Source organism: Kitasatospora albolonga, from assembly GCA_002082585.1.
GTDB classification, from domain to species: Bacteria; Actinomycetota; Actinomycetes; order Streptomycetales; family Streptomycetaceae; genus Streptomyces; species Streptomyces stephensoniae.
This window is the reverse complement of the sequence record CP020563.1, coordinates 3,513,620-3,528,124: the sequence shown is the minus strand read 5'-3', so window position 1 is coordinate 3,528,124 and position 14,505 is coordinate 3,513,620. Positions and strand designations below refer to the sequence as shown.

At 72.1% G+C, this 14,505-nt stretch carries 14 protein-coding genes; 10 read left to right on the top strand and 4 right to left on the bottom strand.

The features are described from left to right. Positions 1-107 precede the first annotated feature (107 nt). Together B7C62_15220 and B7C62_15215 are read left to right on the top strand one after the other, a co-directional pair. Entirely contained in the window at positions 108-827 is a 720-nt protein-coding gene (locus B7C62_15220) for a GntR family transcriptional regulator (protein ID ARF73463.1), read from the top strand. Positions 828-920: 93 nt separating this feature from the next. Next, positions 921-1,571: a hypothetical protein gene (locus B7C62_15215; GenBank protein ARF73462.1), complete on the top strand. Its 651-nt coding sequence runs from the start codon at positions 921-923 to the stop codon at positions 1,569-1,571. Positions 1,572-1,621: 50 nt separating this feature from the next. Here B7C62_15215 and B7C62_15210 read toward each other — a convergent pair whose 3' ends face one another. Further along, complete coding sequence (locus tag B7C62_15210) at positions 1,622-2,446, bottom strand: hypothetical protein (GenBank protein ID ARF73461.1); 825 nt, start codon at positions 2,444-2,446, stop codon at positions 1,622-1,624. A gap of 423 nt (positions 2,447-2,869) precedes the next feature. Between B7C62_15210 and B7C62_15205 the strand changes: the two genes are divergently transcribed. From B7C62_15205 to B7C62_15195, 3 genes are all read left to right on the top strand, one after another. Continuing rightward, entirely contained in the window at positions 2,870-3,211 is a 342-nt protein-coding gene (locus B7C62_15205; protein ID ARF73460.1) for a YbaB/EbfC family nucleoid-associated protein, read from the top strand. A gap of 101 nt (positions 3,212-3,312) precedes the next feature. Beyond that, positions 3,313-3,912, top strand: a complete 600-nt coding sequence (locus B7C62_15200; GenBank protein ID ARF73459.1) for a recombination protein RecR — start codon at positions 3,313-3,315, stop codon at positions 3,910-3,912. An 89-nt stretch (positions 3,913-4,001) separates the two neighbouring features. After that, on the top strand, positions 4,002-4,661 hold the full coding sequence (locus tag B7C62_15195; GenBank protein ARF73458.1) for a DUF5063 domain-containing protein: 660 nt from the start codon (positions 4,002-4,004) through the stop codon (positions 4,659-4,661). 118 nt (positions 4,662-4,779) lie between these two features. Here B7C62_15195 and B7C62_15190 read toward each other — a convergent pair whose 3' ends face one another. Then, positions 4,780-5,622 carry a capsule biosynthesis protein CapD gene (locus tag B7C62_15190; protein ID ARF73457.1) on the bottom strand — a complete coding sequence of 281 codons (843 nt, stop codon included), beginning with the start codon at positions 5,620-5,622 and terminating at the stop codon, positions 4,780-4,782. 200 nt (positions 5,623-5,822) lie between these two features. Between B7C62_15190 and B7C62_15185 the strand changes: the two genes are divergently transcribed. The 5 genes from B7C62_15185 (at position 5,823) to B7C62_15165 (ending at position 11,442) form a co-directional block, all read left to right on the top strand. Beyond that, positions 5,823-6,338 carry an NAD-dependent epimerase gene (locus B7C62_15185; GenBank protein ARF73456.1) on the top strand — a complete coding sequence of 172 codons (516 nt, stop codon included), beginning with the start codon at positions 5,823-5,825 and terminating at the stop codon, positions 6,336-6,338. Between the two features lie 255 nt (positions 6,339-6,593). Beyond that, positions 6,594-7,865 (top strand): aspartate kinase, encoded by a 1,272-nt coding sequence (locus B7C62_15180; GenBank protein ID ARF73455.1) that lies wholly within the window; start codon positions 6,594-6,596, stop codon positions 7,863-7,865. Then, entirely contained in the window at positions 7,862-8,947 is a 1,086-nt protein-coding gene (locus B7C62_15175) for an aspartate-semialdehyde dehydrogenase (protein ARF73454.1), read from the top strand. Before B7C62_15180 ends, B7C62_15175 begins: the two co-directional genes overlap by 4 nt. 522 nt (positions 8,948-9,469) lie before the next feature. Continuing rightward, a complete protein-coding gene (locus B7C62_15170) occupies positions 9,470-10,027 on the top strand; it encodes a SigE family RNA polymerase sigma factor (protein ID ARF77179.1) in 558 nt (185 codons plus the stop codon). Between the two features lie 59 nt (positions 10,028-10,086). Continuing rightward, a complete protein-coding gene (locus B7C62_15165; GenBank protein ID ARF77178.1) occupies positions 10,087-11,442 on the top strand; it encodes a hypothetical protein in 1,356 nt (451 codons plus the stop codon). Positions 11,443-11,586: 144 nt separating this feature from the next. Here B7C62_15165 and B7C62_15160 read toward each other — a convergent pair whose 3' ends face one another. Together B7C62_15160 and B7C62_15155 are read right to left on the bottom strand one after the other, a co-directional pair. Continuing rightward, a complete protein-coding gene (locus tag B7C62_15160; GenBank protein ID ARF73453.1) occupies positions 11,587-12,516 on the bottom strand; it encodes a hypothetical protein in 930 nt (309 codons plus the stop codon). A gap of 62 nt (positions 12,517-12,578) precedes the next feature. Next, the gene (locus tag B7C62_15155; GenBank protein ARF73452.1) at positions 12,579-14,426 is read right to left on the bottom strand and encodes a S9 family peptidase; all 1,848 of its coding nucleotides are present in this window, start codon (positions 14,424-14,426) and stop codon (positions 12,579-12,581) included. Between the last annotated feature and the right edge of the window lie 79 nt (positions 14,427-14,505).

The following is a 14,505-nucleotide window of genomic DNA, read 5'->3' as shown; positions in this document are numbered from 1 at the left end:
TCTCGCGCACATTCCAGGGCCCCGCCCTGCCCGAAACCGGGCACGGCGGGGCCCTGGCTTAGGGTGACCCGAGCCGACCTACGGCAGACGAACGGGAAGGGCCGCCCATGGTGCCGAGCGGAGGTGTGACCCGCAGTACGCTGCGCCAGCAGATCGCCGACGCGCTGCGCGACGAAGTGCTGGCCGGGCGACTCCGGCCGGGCCGGGCGTTCACCGTCAAGCAGATCGCGGAACAGTACGGCGTCTCCGCGACGCCCGTCCGCGAGGCGCTCTTCGACCTCTCCGCGCAGGGGCTCCTCTCCTCGGACCAGCACCGCGGCTTCCAGGTCCACGAGTTCACGACCGCGGACTACCGGGCGATGGTCGAGGCCCGCTCCCTCGTCGTCGAGGGGATCTTCCGCAGCCCCGCCGACCAGGTGTCCGTCCGCCCCGAGGCGCTCGGCCCGATCCGGCGCCGCGCGGCGGAGGCGGTCCGCGCGGCGAAGGGCGGCGACCTCGACGTACTGATCGGGTACGACCTCCGCTTCTGGCGGGAGCTCGGGGCCTTCGTCCTCAACCCGTACATCACCGCCTTCCTCACCAAACTCCGCGTCCAGGCATGGGCGTTCACCGTGCACCGGCTGCGCGGCGAGCACGCGGACGAGCATGTGCTCTGGTTCGGGCACGAGGAACTGGTCGAGGCGATCGCGGGCGGCGACCGGGACCAGGTGCTCGCGGCGATGCAGGCGTACTACGCCCACGCCCTCGCCTGGGCGGACCACTTGGAGGCGCAGGAGGCGCGCGAGGCCGGGGAGGGGCGCGAGGCGCGGGGAGCCCACGAGACCTGACCGGGCCTTGGCCGTGCCGGGGCCCTGTGCGCGGGGTTCGCCTCGCATTACGCTGTTCCGACGATCGCCCGAACCGTTGGAGAGCGAGACTTCGTGGCCTGTGACCTGTGGCTGGTCCCCCTCGTCGATGTGCTGTGCCACAGCCCCGACAACCCGTTCGCCGAAGAGATCGCCGTCTACGACAGCGCGCTGAACGACGCGGGGCTGCCGCCCGTCCCCGTCTTCGCCTACATGCCGGGCCTCAACGGAGACGTGGCCCCGGTGGCGGGCTTCGACTACGACGCCCTGCACTTCCTGCGCCGCGCCTACCTGCTCCAGCTGAGCGGTCTCGCCGTCACCCCGGTCGAGGGCCTCGGCGGCGACTACGAACAGCTGCTGGAGATGTTCGAGCAGACCGCGCAGCAGTCGCACCTGGTCTGGCACTACGACCACGCGGGCGCGTACGTCCCGGTGGACTTCCCGGCCCCGCTCTCGAACGAGGCGCTGCTGGCGGGCGGCGGCCCGCTGGGCTCCGCGCACGGCCTGCTGCGGGAGCTGGAGTACGTGGCCCCGGCCATCGGCATCGACCCGGCCAACCCCCCGGCCGCCCCCCAGCCGCCCCCGGGCCCCACGGCCCTGGAGGAACCGGCGACCCCGATCCCGTACGACGACAGCCCGTTCGCCCGGGAACGCCATGTCTGGCTGGGGCTGCACGCGGCGGCCACCAGGAGCCTGGCACAGGGCTCGATGATCATCTTCAGCTGAGGGATCACCTGGGGCCGAGCCGATTCCGGCCCACCTCTCCCTTCACCCCTTCACCTCGGCGCCTCCGGAGGCCGCTGGCGGGGCATGTTCGGCCGGGCGGCCACCGACGGCATCGCGAACCGCCCCGGCAGCGCCCCCGGCTCCGCCCGTCCGCCCGCGCTCCCGGAGACCAGCGCCTGCGTCCCCATCGGCGCGGGCCCCGCCCGGAACTCCACCATCCAGTCCGCCGTCTCCGACCGCACCAGCTCCGTGACGTCCTCCGAGAACCGCCGCAGCACCCCCAGGCACCGCTCGGCCGCCTCGCTCGCCGTGCCCTCGGCCGGGCCGAGCGTCTCCCGTACGCACTCCGAGGCCCAGTCGAACTGGAGCACCTGGAGCCGCCGCTGCACCGCCTGGGCCGTGGCGAGGTTCCTTATCCAGCCGGAGGTGAGTCCGAAGTACCGGTCGCAGGCCATGCAGGCGGCGCCCAGCAGCAGCGACAGATACCCCCACCCCGCCGACCCGCTCAAGGTGCCGGTCAGATCGAGCAGCGGCAGCGCGGCCCCGGCGACGCCCCCGGCGGCGGTGCCCAGCCGCAGGGCCCTGGCCCCCCGCCGCTTCCACACGCGGTCGTGGAGATACCAGTCCGCTGTGGCGAGGGCCCCGGACTCCACCCAGCGGTAGAGCTCACCGAGCCGGTCGGCGGGGTCGTCCCAGTCGCCGAGGGGGAAGGGCCGCCCGGTCAGATCACGCCCGCCCGCGCCGGAGCCCCCGAGCCCCCCGGCCGCCGCACCGGCCCGGGAGCCGGGAGCGGAATTCTCTGCTCCGCTCTCACCGGAACCCGCGTCGGACTCCTTGCGGGGCGGCCCCTCGGGCTGCATCTCCGGCTGACTCACCGGGGCACTCCTCTGCACTCTGACGGACGGGACGGACGCGACTCCGACGGACGGGGCGGACGCGCGGGGCTTCTCCCGGAGCCGCTCCCGAACTGTTCTCGGAGCCGCTCTCACCCGGGGCCGGCCTCGGTGTGGGCGGAGCGGTCCGCATGACCGACGACGACCCCACACATTACTCTGCGTCACCATGCATGCGCGCATGCGTATCGCTGTGCACGCTCTTCCTACCGCCGAATGGTGGGCCATGGAGTCGAAATCGCGGGATTCCCGCCTGGACGGGGCCGCTGGTCAGGTATAGGGACCTCGCGGCGGTTTCCGAATCTCACCCGAAAGAGTTGGTCCCCGGTGGGTGGAGCGCGGTGACCGGGGAGCACGTAGGCTCGGCTTACCGAAACATTTGTCGTCGAAATGCCAGGAGTGACCGTGATTCCCGGTGGTGGCCAGCCCAATATGCAGCAGCTGCTCCAGCAGGCCCAGAAGATGCAGCAGGACCTCGCCGCGGCCCAGGAGGAGCTGGCGAGGACCGAGGTCGACGGGCAGGCGGGCGGAGGTCTCGTGAAGGCCACCGTCACCGGCTCCGGCGAACTGCGGGGCCTGGTGATCGACCCGAAGGCCGTGGACCCGGAGGACACCGAGACGCTCGCCGACCTCGTGGTGGCGGCCGTCCAGGCGGCCAACGAGAACGCGCAGACGCTCCAGCAGGAGAAGCTCGGCCCGCTGGCGCAGGGCCTGGGCGGCGGCTCGATCCCGGGCCTCCCGTTCTGATCCGGCCCGAGGCCGCCCGGAGCTGACGCCGAGGGCCTATTGGTACCGCCGCGTACCCACTACGGTACGAAGCGGAAAGCGAAGGAAAGAAGGGCGTTCCGTTGTACGAAGGCGTTGTTCAGGACCTCATCGACGAACTGGGCAGGCTGCCCGGCGTCGGTCCCAAGAGCGCGCAGCGGATCGCCTTCCACGTCCTCCAGGCGGAACCCACCGACGTACGCCGTCTCGCCCATGCCCTCCTGGAGGTCAAGGACAAGGTCCGGTTCTGCGCGGTGTGCGGCAATGTCGCCCAGCAGGAGCAGTGCGGGATCTGCCGCGACCCGCGCCGCGACCAGAGCGTCATCTGCGTGGTCGAGGAGCCCAAGGACGTCGTGGCGATCGAGCGGACGCGCGAGTTCCGGGGCCGTTACCACGTCCTGGGCGGGGCGATCAGCCCCATCGAGGGCGTCGGCCCGGACGATCTGCGCATCCGTGAGCTGCTGGCCCGGCTCGCGGACGGCTCCATCACGGAGCTGATCCTCGCGACCGATCCCAACCTGGAGGGCGAGGCCACCGCGACGTACCTGGCGCGGATGGTCAAGCCGATGGGCCTCAAGGTGACCCGGCTGGCCAGCGGCCTGCCGGTCGGCGGCGACCTGGAGTACGCCGACGAGGTCACCCTGGGCCGCGCGTTCGAGGGGAGGCGCCTGCTGGATGTCTGACGCCCCCGACGCCGTACGCCTTCCGCTCGCACCGGATGTACTGCCGTCCGCTTCACCGTCTGTGACCGCGCCCACGGGAGGTCCCCTCGATGTCTGACGCCACGCTGAACTCCGTCACGCAGGACCCGGGCGACTTCGCCGTCCAGATCGCGGACCAGATCAAGACGTTCATCGTCGCGGTCACCGAGGTGTCCAAGGTCGACGAGCCGGAAGAAGCCGTTCCGGTCCTGCTCCTCCAGGTCTCGCAGCTCCTGCTCGCGGGCGGCCGCCTCGGTGCGTACGAGGACGTCCTCCCCGACGAGCGGTACGAGCCGGACCTCGGCGCCGAGCCGGACGCGGACGGCCTGCGCGAGCGGTTCGCGGCCCTGCTGGAGCCGATCGACGTCTACTCCGAGGTCTTCGACCCGTACGAGCCCCGCAAGGCCCCGGTCCCGCACCGCATCTCCGACGACCTGGCCGACCTGGTCACCGACCTGAGCCACGGCCTCGCCCACTACGAGGCGGACCGCACGGCCGAGGCGCTGTGGTGGTGGCAGTTCTCGTACTTCTCCAACTGGGGCTCCACCGCCTCCGCCACCCTCCGCGCCCTCCAGTCCCTGGTCGCCCACATCCGCCTCGGCCAGCCCCTGGCGGAGCTGGACGGCCTGGACACCGACCAGGACCCGGGCGAGGACGACCTGGCGGAGGAGGCGGGGCGCGTGATGCTGGAGGAGATCGCGGGGCCGCTGGGGCTGCGGCCGGTGAAGTAGGGGGCGCAGGCGTCACGGGGGCGGAGCCCGGCGCTTCGCCCTCCCGGGGTCGGCGCTCCGCCCTCCCGGCCCGGCCGCGTCCTTCACCGGAAGGCCGACCTCCACCGAGGGCGTCGGCTCACCGGAAGGCGGCGGCGTTCTCCTCGGCCCAGCGGCGGTACGGGCGGGCGGGGGAGCCGGTGAGCCGGGCCACGGTGTCGTGCACGGCCAGCAGCCCGTCGTTGACATCGCCGCCCATCAGGTCGAGGACGCTGTCGGCGACCTCGGCCCCCATCGCCGCGGCCATCGGCCCGTACGCCTCCTCCCGCCCGATCCCCACGCAGGCCACCTCCCGTCCCAGCACCCGCCCCAGTTCGGCCACCTGCTCGCGCGGGGTGATGCGCTCCGGGCCGGTGAGGGGGTATGTACGCCCCCGGTGCCCCGGTTCCGTCAGCGCGGCGCGGGCCACCGAGGCGATGTCGGCGGGGTGGATCGTGGGCAGCCCGGTGTCCGCGTACGGCACACGCACCGCGGACTCGTCCCGTACGGACTCCGCCCACCAGAGGGTGTTGGAGGCGAACTGCGTCGGCCGCAGCACCGTCCACCCCGTCCCGCTCTCCCGCAGCCGACGCTCGGCGGCGAGCTTCTCCCGCGCCGGGCCCAGGTGGGGGTGGGTCGCGGCGGTGATGGAGGAGACCAGCACCACGTGTTCCACCCCCGCGTCCCGGGCGGCCTCCAGAACACCGGAACCGGCGCCGAACTCCGCGACCAGGAACAGCGAACGCACCCCGTCCAGCGCGGACTTCAGCGTCTCGGCGCGGCCCGGATCGCCTTCCGCCACCTCGATCCCGTCGGGCACCACGGCTTCGGCCCGCCCCGCGTCCCGGGTCAGCGCCCGGACGCCGGGGCCACGGCCGTCCGCGTGCAGCTGCCGGACCAGCTCCCTGCCGATGTTTCCGGTCGCACCGGTCACCAGGATCATCGTCGCGCTCCTCTTGGTCGTCTCTTGCCCGTTCGGCTCGTCACCCGATGAGGGCGAAGCTAGAACCTCAACCGGGCTTGAGGTCAAGGCGGTTGGGTGAGCCGGTCAATGCGCCGGGGGCCGCTTGACCTCAACCGCACTTGAGGGCCGAGGGTCGACCCGGCCGGACCGACCGGCCCGCTCGGCGCAAGGAGACCCGTATGAGCACCAGCACCCCTGCCCCCGCCGCCCCCACCGTCCTCGGAGTGCCCGCCCCGCAGGAGGACGTCGACGCCATCCTCGCGTTCGTGGCGGCCGTGCAGGACGCCCAGCGGAAGGCGCTGCCCGACGCGTTCCTCGGCGGCTTCCGCGAGGACGCCGTCTGGACGACGGCCCACGGCAAGCTGCTCACCGGCCTGCCGGAGATCGCCGCCTTCACCCGCAAGGTGCTCCCGCCGCAGGCGGACTCCCCGGTGAAGGCCACGTACACCGTCGAGCTCATCCTCTTCATCCGCCCCGACGTGGCCGCGGTCAAGATCCGCCAGCGCCCGGTCGGCCTCGACGGCGTGTTCCTGGACGAGATCTTCCGGGGCCGGGAGGACCCCTCCGAGCTCATCGCCGCCCACCCGGAGGCGGTCCCCGGCACCCCGACCTATGTCCTGGCGAAGGACGACGGGGTGTGGCGGGTCGCCGCCGCGCAGAACACCCCGGTCATCGACGCGGAGTCGCTGACGTAACGGCGCAAGGGGCGAGGGGCGAGGGGGTACGCCGACGGACGCCCCCGGCTCGCGCATTCCGCCCCGAAGGTGTGGGCTGGGACACAAAGGGGAGTGCGCTCCTCCTGGGTGGGCAGCAACCTCGTACGAGCAGTCCGGGGCGACACGCCGTGCCGGGTAGTGGGCGGGACATCTCACCATCTGGTATGGACGGGTCGATTCCGGGCTGCTCGTTAAACTGAGCCGACCGCAGTAATGACTGAGCGAGGAGCGCACGTGGGCCTTGTCGTGCAGAAGTACGGAGGCTCCTCCGTAGCCGATGCCGAGGGCATCAAGCGGGTTGCCAAGCGAGTCGTCGACGCCAAGAGGAACGGCAACCAGGTGGTTGTCGTGGTGTCCGCGATGGGTGACACGACGGACGAGTTGATAGACCTCGCCGAGCAGGTTTCACCGATCCCTGCCGGCCGTGAATTCGACATGCTGCTGACCGCCGGTGAGCGGATCTCCATGGCCCTGCTGGCGATGGCGATCAAGAACCTGGGCCACGAGGCCCAGTCGTTCACGGGCAGCCAGGCCGGTGTCATCACCGACTCGGTCCACAACAAAGCGCGCATCATCGACGTCACGCCCGGCCGCATCCGGACCTCGATCGACGAGGGCAACATCGCCATCGTCGCCGGGTTCCAGGGCGTGAGCCAGGAGGGCAAGAACATCACCACCCTCGGCCGCGGCGGGTCGGACACGACCGCCGTCGCGCTGGCCGCCGCGCTGGACGCCGAGGTCTGTGAGATCTACACGGACGTCGACGGCGTCTTCACCGCGGACCCCCGGGTCGTGAAGAAGGCGAAGAAGATCGACTGGATCTCCTTCGAGGACATGCTGGAGCTGGCCGCATCCGGCTCCAAGGTGCTGCTGCACCGCTGCGTCGAGTACGCACGCCGTTACAACATCCCGATCCACGTCCGCTCGTCCTTCTCCGGACTGCGCGGAACCTGGGTCAGCAACGAGCCGCAAGGGGACCAGAAGGTGGAGCACGCGATCATCTCCGGAGTCGCCCACGACGTCTCGGAGGCCAAGGTCACCGTCGTCGGCGTCCCGGACAAGCCGGGCGAGGCGGCCGCGATCTTCCGCGCCATCGCGGACGCCGAGGTCAACATCGACATGGTGGTGCAGAACGTCTCCGCCGCGTCGACCGGCCTGACGGACATCTCCTTCACCCTCCCCAAGGCCGAGGGCCGCAAGGCCATCGACGCCCTGGAGCGGACCAAGGGCTCCATCGGCTTCGATTCGCTCCGCTACGACGACCAGATCGCCAAGATCTCGCTGGTCGGCGCGGGCATGAAGACCAACCCGGGCGTCACCGCCGGTTTCTTCGAGGCACTGTCCGACGCGGGCGTGAACATCGAGCTGATCTCGACATCCGAGATCCGCATCTCGGTGGTCACCCGTGCCGACGACGTCAACGAGGCCGTGCGCGCCGTGCACACCGCCTTCGGTCTCGACAGCGACTCCGACGAGGCCGTCGTCTACGGGGGCACCGGCCGATGACCGTACGCCGTCCTTCGCTCGCGGTCGTCGGTGCGACCGGGGCGATCGGCGGCGTCATGCTCCGGATTCTCTCGCAGCACGCGGACGTCTGGGGCGAGGTCAGACTCATCGCCTCACCGCGCTCGGCCGGCCGGAAGCTGGTCGTGCGCGGTGAGGAGAGCGAGGTGCTCGCGCTCGCCGAGGACGTGTTCGACGGCATCGACGTGGCCCTCTTCCTGGTGCCGGACGACGTGTCCGCCCACTGGGCCCCGATCGCCGCGTCCAAGGGCGCCGTCGTCATCGACGACTCGGCGGCCTTCCGGCTGGACGACGACGTACCGCTGGTCGTCCCGGAGATCAACCCGCACGCCGCCCGGCTCAGACCGCGTGGCATCGTCGCGTCCCCGAACTGCACCACGCTCTCGCTGATCGTCGCGGTCGGCGCGCTCCACGCCGAATTCGGGCTGCGCGAACTGATCGTCTCCTCCTACCAGGCGGTCAGCAGCGCGGGCCGGGACGGGGTCACGGCCCTGCGCGAACAGCTGTCGCTGGTGGCCGGTACGGAGCTGGGCACCCACCCCGGTGACGTACGCCGGGCCCTGGGCGACGGCGCAGGTCCGGCGGGCAGTGGCGGCGGCAGCCCGTTCGCCGCCCCCGTCGCCCTGAACGTCGTGCCGTGGGCCGGGACCGACGCCGGGGACGGCTGGTCGTCCGAGGAGCTCGCGATCCGCGAGGAGTGCCGCAAGGTCCTGGGGCTGCCGGAGCTGCGGGCCACCGCGACCTGTGTGTACGTACCCGTCATCGCCGCCCACTCCATGTCCGTCCACGCGCGCTTCGAGAACGAGGTCGCCGTCGACCGGGCGCACGAGATCCTGGCGACCGCACCCGGGGTCGTCCTCTTCGACAGCCCGGCGTCCGGTGATTTCCCGACACCGTCCGATGTCGTGGGAACCGATCCCACCTGGGTTGGCCGGGTCCGGCGTTCGATGGATGATCCCCGCGCCCTGGAAATGTTCATTTGCGGCGATAACCTCCGCAAAGGTGCCGCTTTGAACGTGGCGCAGATCGCTGAATCCGTGGCTGCGGAAATTACCCTGGCCTGAGGCGGGCATGAGTGGGGCCTGAGCCCGCTCCGATCGGCCCGGATCACCTTCGTACCGCTCCGTATAGCCCTCGGATCGCTTCCGTACCGCCGCTGTACCGTCTCCGGATCGCCTCCGTATCGCCTCCGTATCGCCTTCGTATTGATCGAACCTGTTTTGTAGGATCTGTGAACGCCCTATGAGCAATTACCTGGTCTGAACCTCTTGAGCTGGGGCGTTGTCATATCCGACGATGAACTCCCGGCCTTCTGCAACCGCGCGTCGGCCGGGCAGCGTCTAAGCCGTCACTTCTTGCGGGGTGAGACGCGTTTACGGGGCATTTGGGGAAGAGCAGGTACGTATGAGGGCATGTCGCACAGCGTCGAACGTGGCGCCGTACGCGTACAACCCTGACGGGGGGAAGCGTGTCCAACAGGCGTGGCAGAGGTTCTCGACATCACAGTGGTGGGCCCGTTGCGGGGCGCGAGCATGCGTCCGCTCCGGCGGCCCCGCGCGCCCGGCGGCATGCCGGTGATCGCGCCCATGCCCGCTGCACGCCCGGCCCAGCTGCCCTCGCAGCGCGGGAGTGCTGACGAGACGGTGGCAGCGGGAACCACGGTCGACCACCTCACCGAGACCTATCGCGCCCACTACCGTTCGCTGCTCGGCCTCGCGGCCCTGCTGCTGGACGACACCGCGTCCTGCGAGGACGTGGTGCAGGAGGCGTTCATCCGCGTGCACTCCGCGCGCAACCGCGTCCGTGAGCCCGAGAAGACCCTCGCGTACCTCCGCCAGACCGTCGTCAACCTCTCGCGCTCGGCGCTCCGCCGCCGCATCCTCGGGCTGAAGCTGCTCTCCAAGCCGATGCCGGACATGGCGAGCGCGGAGGAGGGCGCGTACGACCAGCTGGAGCGGGACGCGCTGATCAAGGCCATGAAGGGGCTCCAGCGGCGCCAGCGCGAGGTGCTGGTGCTGCGCTACTTCGCGGACATGACGGAGGCCCAGGTCGCGGAGACGCTGGGAGTTTCGCTGGGCTCGGTGAAGGCGTACGGTTCCCGCGGTATCGCGGCGCTGCGCGTCGTGATGGAGGCCCAGGCATGAGTGGGTCCGAGCACCGCCACGAGCACAGGCACGAGAACGACCCGACGGGAAACGGAATGGTGAACCACGGGCCGGAGAAGACTCCGCACACCGACCCGGACCGACCGGACGGTCCGCACGGCGACGGCGGACAGCCCGAGCAGGAGGAGGGCCGGGAACCCGGGCCGTCATCCGCGCGGGCGGAGCGTGGGGCTCGTACGGATGACGGCGGCAGCGGCAGCGGTGCCGAGGCGGAAGGGGCGGCAGGTGCCGAGGAGGATCTCACCGGCACGCTGACGGACCTCTTCGCGGGCGGCCGCGGCGGGCACGGGAGCGGTGACGGCTCCGGTACGGGCGGTGGCCGGGGCCCGGGCGACGGACCCGGTGGCTCCGGCGGTGGGCCCGGCGACGGACCCGGTGGCTCCGGCGGTGACGGTGAGCTGGACGAGGTCGTCCTGCGCCGGATGCTGCACGGCGCCGTGGGCGGCCTCGAACCCTCCGACAGGACCCTCGAACATCTGCAACGTGCCGTGCCCGCCCGCCGTGCCCGCCGTCGGCAGGCCGCCGTCGGCGCGGTGGCGGCGGCGCTGCTGATCGGCACCGCGGTCCCGGCCTTCGTGCATGTAGCGGACTCGGACGGCCCCTCCACCGCGCTCCCCGCCATCGCCGGTCACGGCGAGCAGGCCCAGGGCGGCAACGGTGAGGAGCCCGGCCCCGAGGCGCCGGGCGACCGGCCCGTGAAGCCCACCGACCGCGAGAGCCGGCAGGGCTCCGGCGCACCGGACCCCTCCCGGAGCCCCTCGTCGAGCACGGACAAGGACCCGGAGGGCGCCACGACGGGCGGCGGGGCCTCCACGCCCCCGCCCGAGGAGCTCGCCTCCCTGCCGGTCTGCGACCCGGGCCAGCTCGGCGTCGCCTCTGCGGGAGCGGGCGCACCGGGCGCCGACGGCACGGTGTACGGCAGCTTCAGGATCGCCAACGTGTCCGGCGCGGAGTGCACGGTCAGCAGCAACGGCACCGTCGGCTTCACCGCCCTCGGCGCGGCCGACCCGCTCAAGATCACCGTGGTGCAGCACATGGGCGGCGACGCGGCCCCCGGCCTGCCCGACCCCTCGCAGGAGCCGGGCACGGTGCTGCTGAAGCCGTCGATGGCGTACGAGGTGCAGTTCGCCTGGGTGCCGGCCGACACCTGTCCGACCGCGCCCCCCTCGCCCAGCCCCACCCCCTCGCCGGACGGCACCGGGGGGACGACGGGCGAGGGCTCCGGACAGTCCGGCACCGACACGCAGTCGCTGACCCGGGACGGCGGGGGCACGGCCGAGGGCAGCATCGCGGTGACCCACACGCCGGAGACGGGCGCGCCCACCGCCGAGACAAAGATCGACAACGCCTGCTCGGGCACGATCTACCGGACGGGCGTCCTCCCCGCCTCGTAGACCGTTCCGTACCCCTGTACCGGACGGACCGGAACGGGGGTACGAGGGCGGCGCCCCGGAGGCCACCGGCGACGGCTAGGGCGTGTCCGGCGGATCAGGACGCGGACCCGGTCAAGATCCGCCGGACGCGCCCTAGGGCCAGGGCTACGGACGGTTCGCGGTCTCCGAGGGCTCCGCGGCCGGGACGGTCTCCGTCGGCTTCGGGACCTCCGGGGACTCCGGGGCCTCCGAAGAGTCCAGGCGCTCCGAGGCACCCGCGTCGGCACCAGCGCTCTCCGCGTCGGCGCTCTCCGCGCTCGCGTCCTCCGCGACCAGCCCGAGAGCGACATCGCGGGCGGTCTCGGCCTCGCGGCGGACGAGCCGGAACCACATGAAGAGCACGAAGCCCGCGAAGACGAACCACTCGCCCGTGTACCCGAGGTTCTGGAACGCCTTGAGGTCCAGGCCGCTGCCCTGCGGAGCGGCGGCGGGCACCGGCTTCATCGCGCCGCCCGTACCGCCCGCCTCCGTCTCCGGAAGCGTCACCCAGGCGTCGTACACGTCGTAGTCGACCAGGTTCACCAGGGTCGCGGCGCTGATCATGCCGAGCTGGCCCTCGGGGAGCCCGCCCCGGGAGTTCACGCCGTTGCTGTTCACGTTCTCGGATGCCTGAAGGTCCCCGGTCACCGTGACCTCGCCCTCCGGCGCGGCCGGTACGGGGACGCTGCCCGCGGTGCCGGGCAGCCAGCCGCGTACGACGGGCAGGGCCTTGCCGCTGTCGGTGCGCAGGAGGTTCAGGACGTAGAAGCCCTGCCGGTCGTCCAGCTCACGGCCGGGGACCAGGAACTGGTCGGCGTACGTCCCGGTCGCGATGGCGGGACGGCCGGAGGTGACCTTGTCGACGGGCAGCAGCTCGTCCAGGGGTTCGGCGGCCCGGGTGCTCGGATCGGGCTGCTTCGTCGCCTGTTCGTGCGACTGCACACGGTCCTCGAAGCGGCCGAGCTGCCAGGTGCCCATGAACACGCAGAACGGGATGGCCAGCACGACGAAGAGGTTGATCCCCCACCATCGCGGGGTCAGCAGGAACCGGTACACCCCTCCAAGGTACGGTTCCCCGCTCCGGCCCTCCGGAGCGGGGTCGCCCCTTTATCCGCCTCTTACGCCTCCGGCACGCCGCCCCTTCCCTGGACGTCGCCGCCCCCCAGGTGCTTCAGGGCGAACTCCAGCTCCAGCCGCACCTGCTTGATGCGCTCCTCGACCACGAGCGAGCCGTGCCCGGCGTCGTACCGGTAGACCTCGTGCACCGCGCCGCGCGCCGCCAGCCGGTCGACGTAGTTCTCCACCTGACGGATGGGGCAGCGCGGATCGTTGACGCCTGCCGAGATGTAGACGGGGGCGCGCACCGCGTCGACGTACGTCAGCGGCGACGATGCCTCGAACCGCTCCGGCACCTCCTCCGGCGTGCCGCCCAGCAGCGTGCGGTCCATTGCCTTCAGGGCCTCCATCTCGTCGTGGTACGCCGTGACGTAGTCCGCGACCGGCACCGCCGCCAGCCCCAGCGCCCAGGCGTCGGGCTGGGTGCCGAGGCCGAGCAGGGTCAGATAGCCGCCCCAGGAGCCCCCGGCGAGGACCAGCCGCTCCGGGTCCGCGAGCCCGGAGGCGACCGACCACTCCCGTACGGCCGCGATGTCCTCCAGCTCGATCAGGCCGACCCGGTGCTTGAGCGCGTCCGTCCAGGCGCGGCCGTAACCGGTGGAGCCGCGGTAGTTGACCCGTACGACGGCGAAGCCGTGGTCGACCCAGGCCGCCGGGCCGGAGGCGAAGGCGTCGCTGTCGTGCCAGGTCGGGCCGCCGTGGATGTCGAAGACGGTGGGGAAGGGCCCGTCCCCGGTGGCGGGCCGCTGCACGAGGGCGTGGATACGGCCGCCGGGCCCCTCCACCCACACGTCCTCCACGGGCACCGAGGGCGGGGCCTTGGCGCCCGGCGGGTCCAGGACCACCGCACCGCTGGTCGACCGCACCACGGGCGGCTGCGCGGCCGAGGACCAGAGGTACTCCACGGTGCCGTCGGGCCGGGCCGTGGCACCGGAGACCGTCCCGGCGGGGGTCTCCACCCGCACGGGCGCCGCGGCCCCCGGCTCGTACCGCCACAGCTCGCTGCGGGCCTCGAAGCTGTGCTCGATGAGCAGGGCGGAGCCGTCCGGATACCACTCGGCGCCCACGTCACCGGGCAGCTCGACGGGGAGCGGGGTCTCCGTGCCCGCGACCGGGTCCCAGATCATCGGCTCCCAGCGGCCCCGGCGCTGGTGCCCGACGAGGAGCCGGGTGTCACCGGCCACCGGCGCGAAGCCCAGGACGGCGAGCCCGAGCTCCTTGGTGCCGCCCTCGGTGTCGTCCAGCTCGGCCACCGTGGAGCCGTCGGGGCGCACCACGCGGAGCGCGGAGTGCATGGCGTCGCCGTGCTCGGTGTGCTCCAGGGCGATGAGCGTCCCGTCGTGGGAGAGGTCCCCGACGCCCGCGGACTCCCGGTGCCGGTAGATCTCGACGGCCTCGCCGCCGCCGGGCGCCGGTACGAGGTGGACGGTCGTCCCGTCCTCGTCGGTGGAGCGGCCGATCACGGCGGCCCCGTCCCGCCCGATGGCGAGGCCCGCCGGATACGAGGGGGCGAGCCCCGGGGCGGCGGGCTCGTCCTCGCCGCCCCCGAAGGGCTGGCGCATCCACACACCGAACTCGTCGCCGTCGGTGTCGCTGAACCACCAGATCGCCTCACCGTCCGGCGTCAGCACACCGTCGGTGGTCCCGTTGGGCCGGTCGGTCACCTGGCGCTGCCGCCCGTTCGACCGGTCCCACGCGTATAGCTCGTAGGTCCCGGTGACGTTGGAGACGAAGAGCGAGCGGTCCGGCGCGTCCTCGGCCCAGTCGGGCAGGGACACCCTGGGTGCGCGGAATCGCTGCTCCCACTCCGGCATGGTCGAGACGTTCTCTGATTCGCTCATGCCCTCCATCCAACCCGATCCCCCGCCCGACCGGAGCAGCCCGTCCACAACCCCCTTACGAAGATATGACCGGACCCTCCGCGATATG

Coding starts and splice junctions, on each gene's coding strand:
- B7C62_15175 (ARF73454.1), top strand. CDS start 7,862: ATGACCGTACGCCGTCCTTCGCTCGCGGTCGTCGGTGCGACCGGGGCG.
- B7C62_15170 (ARF77179.1), top strand. CDS start 9,470: ATGCCCGCTGCACGCCCGGCCCAGCTGCCCTCGCAGCGCGGGAGTGCT.
- B7C62_15185 (ARF73456.1), top strand. CDS start 5,823: ATGAGCACCAGCACCCCTGCCCCCGCCGCCCCCACCGTCCTCGGAGTG.
- B7C62_15155 (ARF73452.1), bottom strand. CDS start 14,426: ATGGAGGGCATGAGCGAATCAGAGAACGTCTCGACCATGCCGGAGTGG.
- B7C62_15190 (ARF73457.1), bottom strand. CDS start 5,622: ATGATCCTGGTGACCGGTGCGACCGGAAACATCGGCAGGGAGCTGGTC.
- B7C62_15195 (ARF73458.1), top strand. CDS start 4,002: ATGTCTGACGCCACGCTGAACTCCGTCACGCAGGACCCGGGCGACTTC.
- B7C62_15220 (ARF73463.1), top strand. CDS start 108: ATGGTGCCGAGCGGAGGTGTGACCCGCAGTACGCTGCGCCAGCAGATC.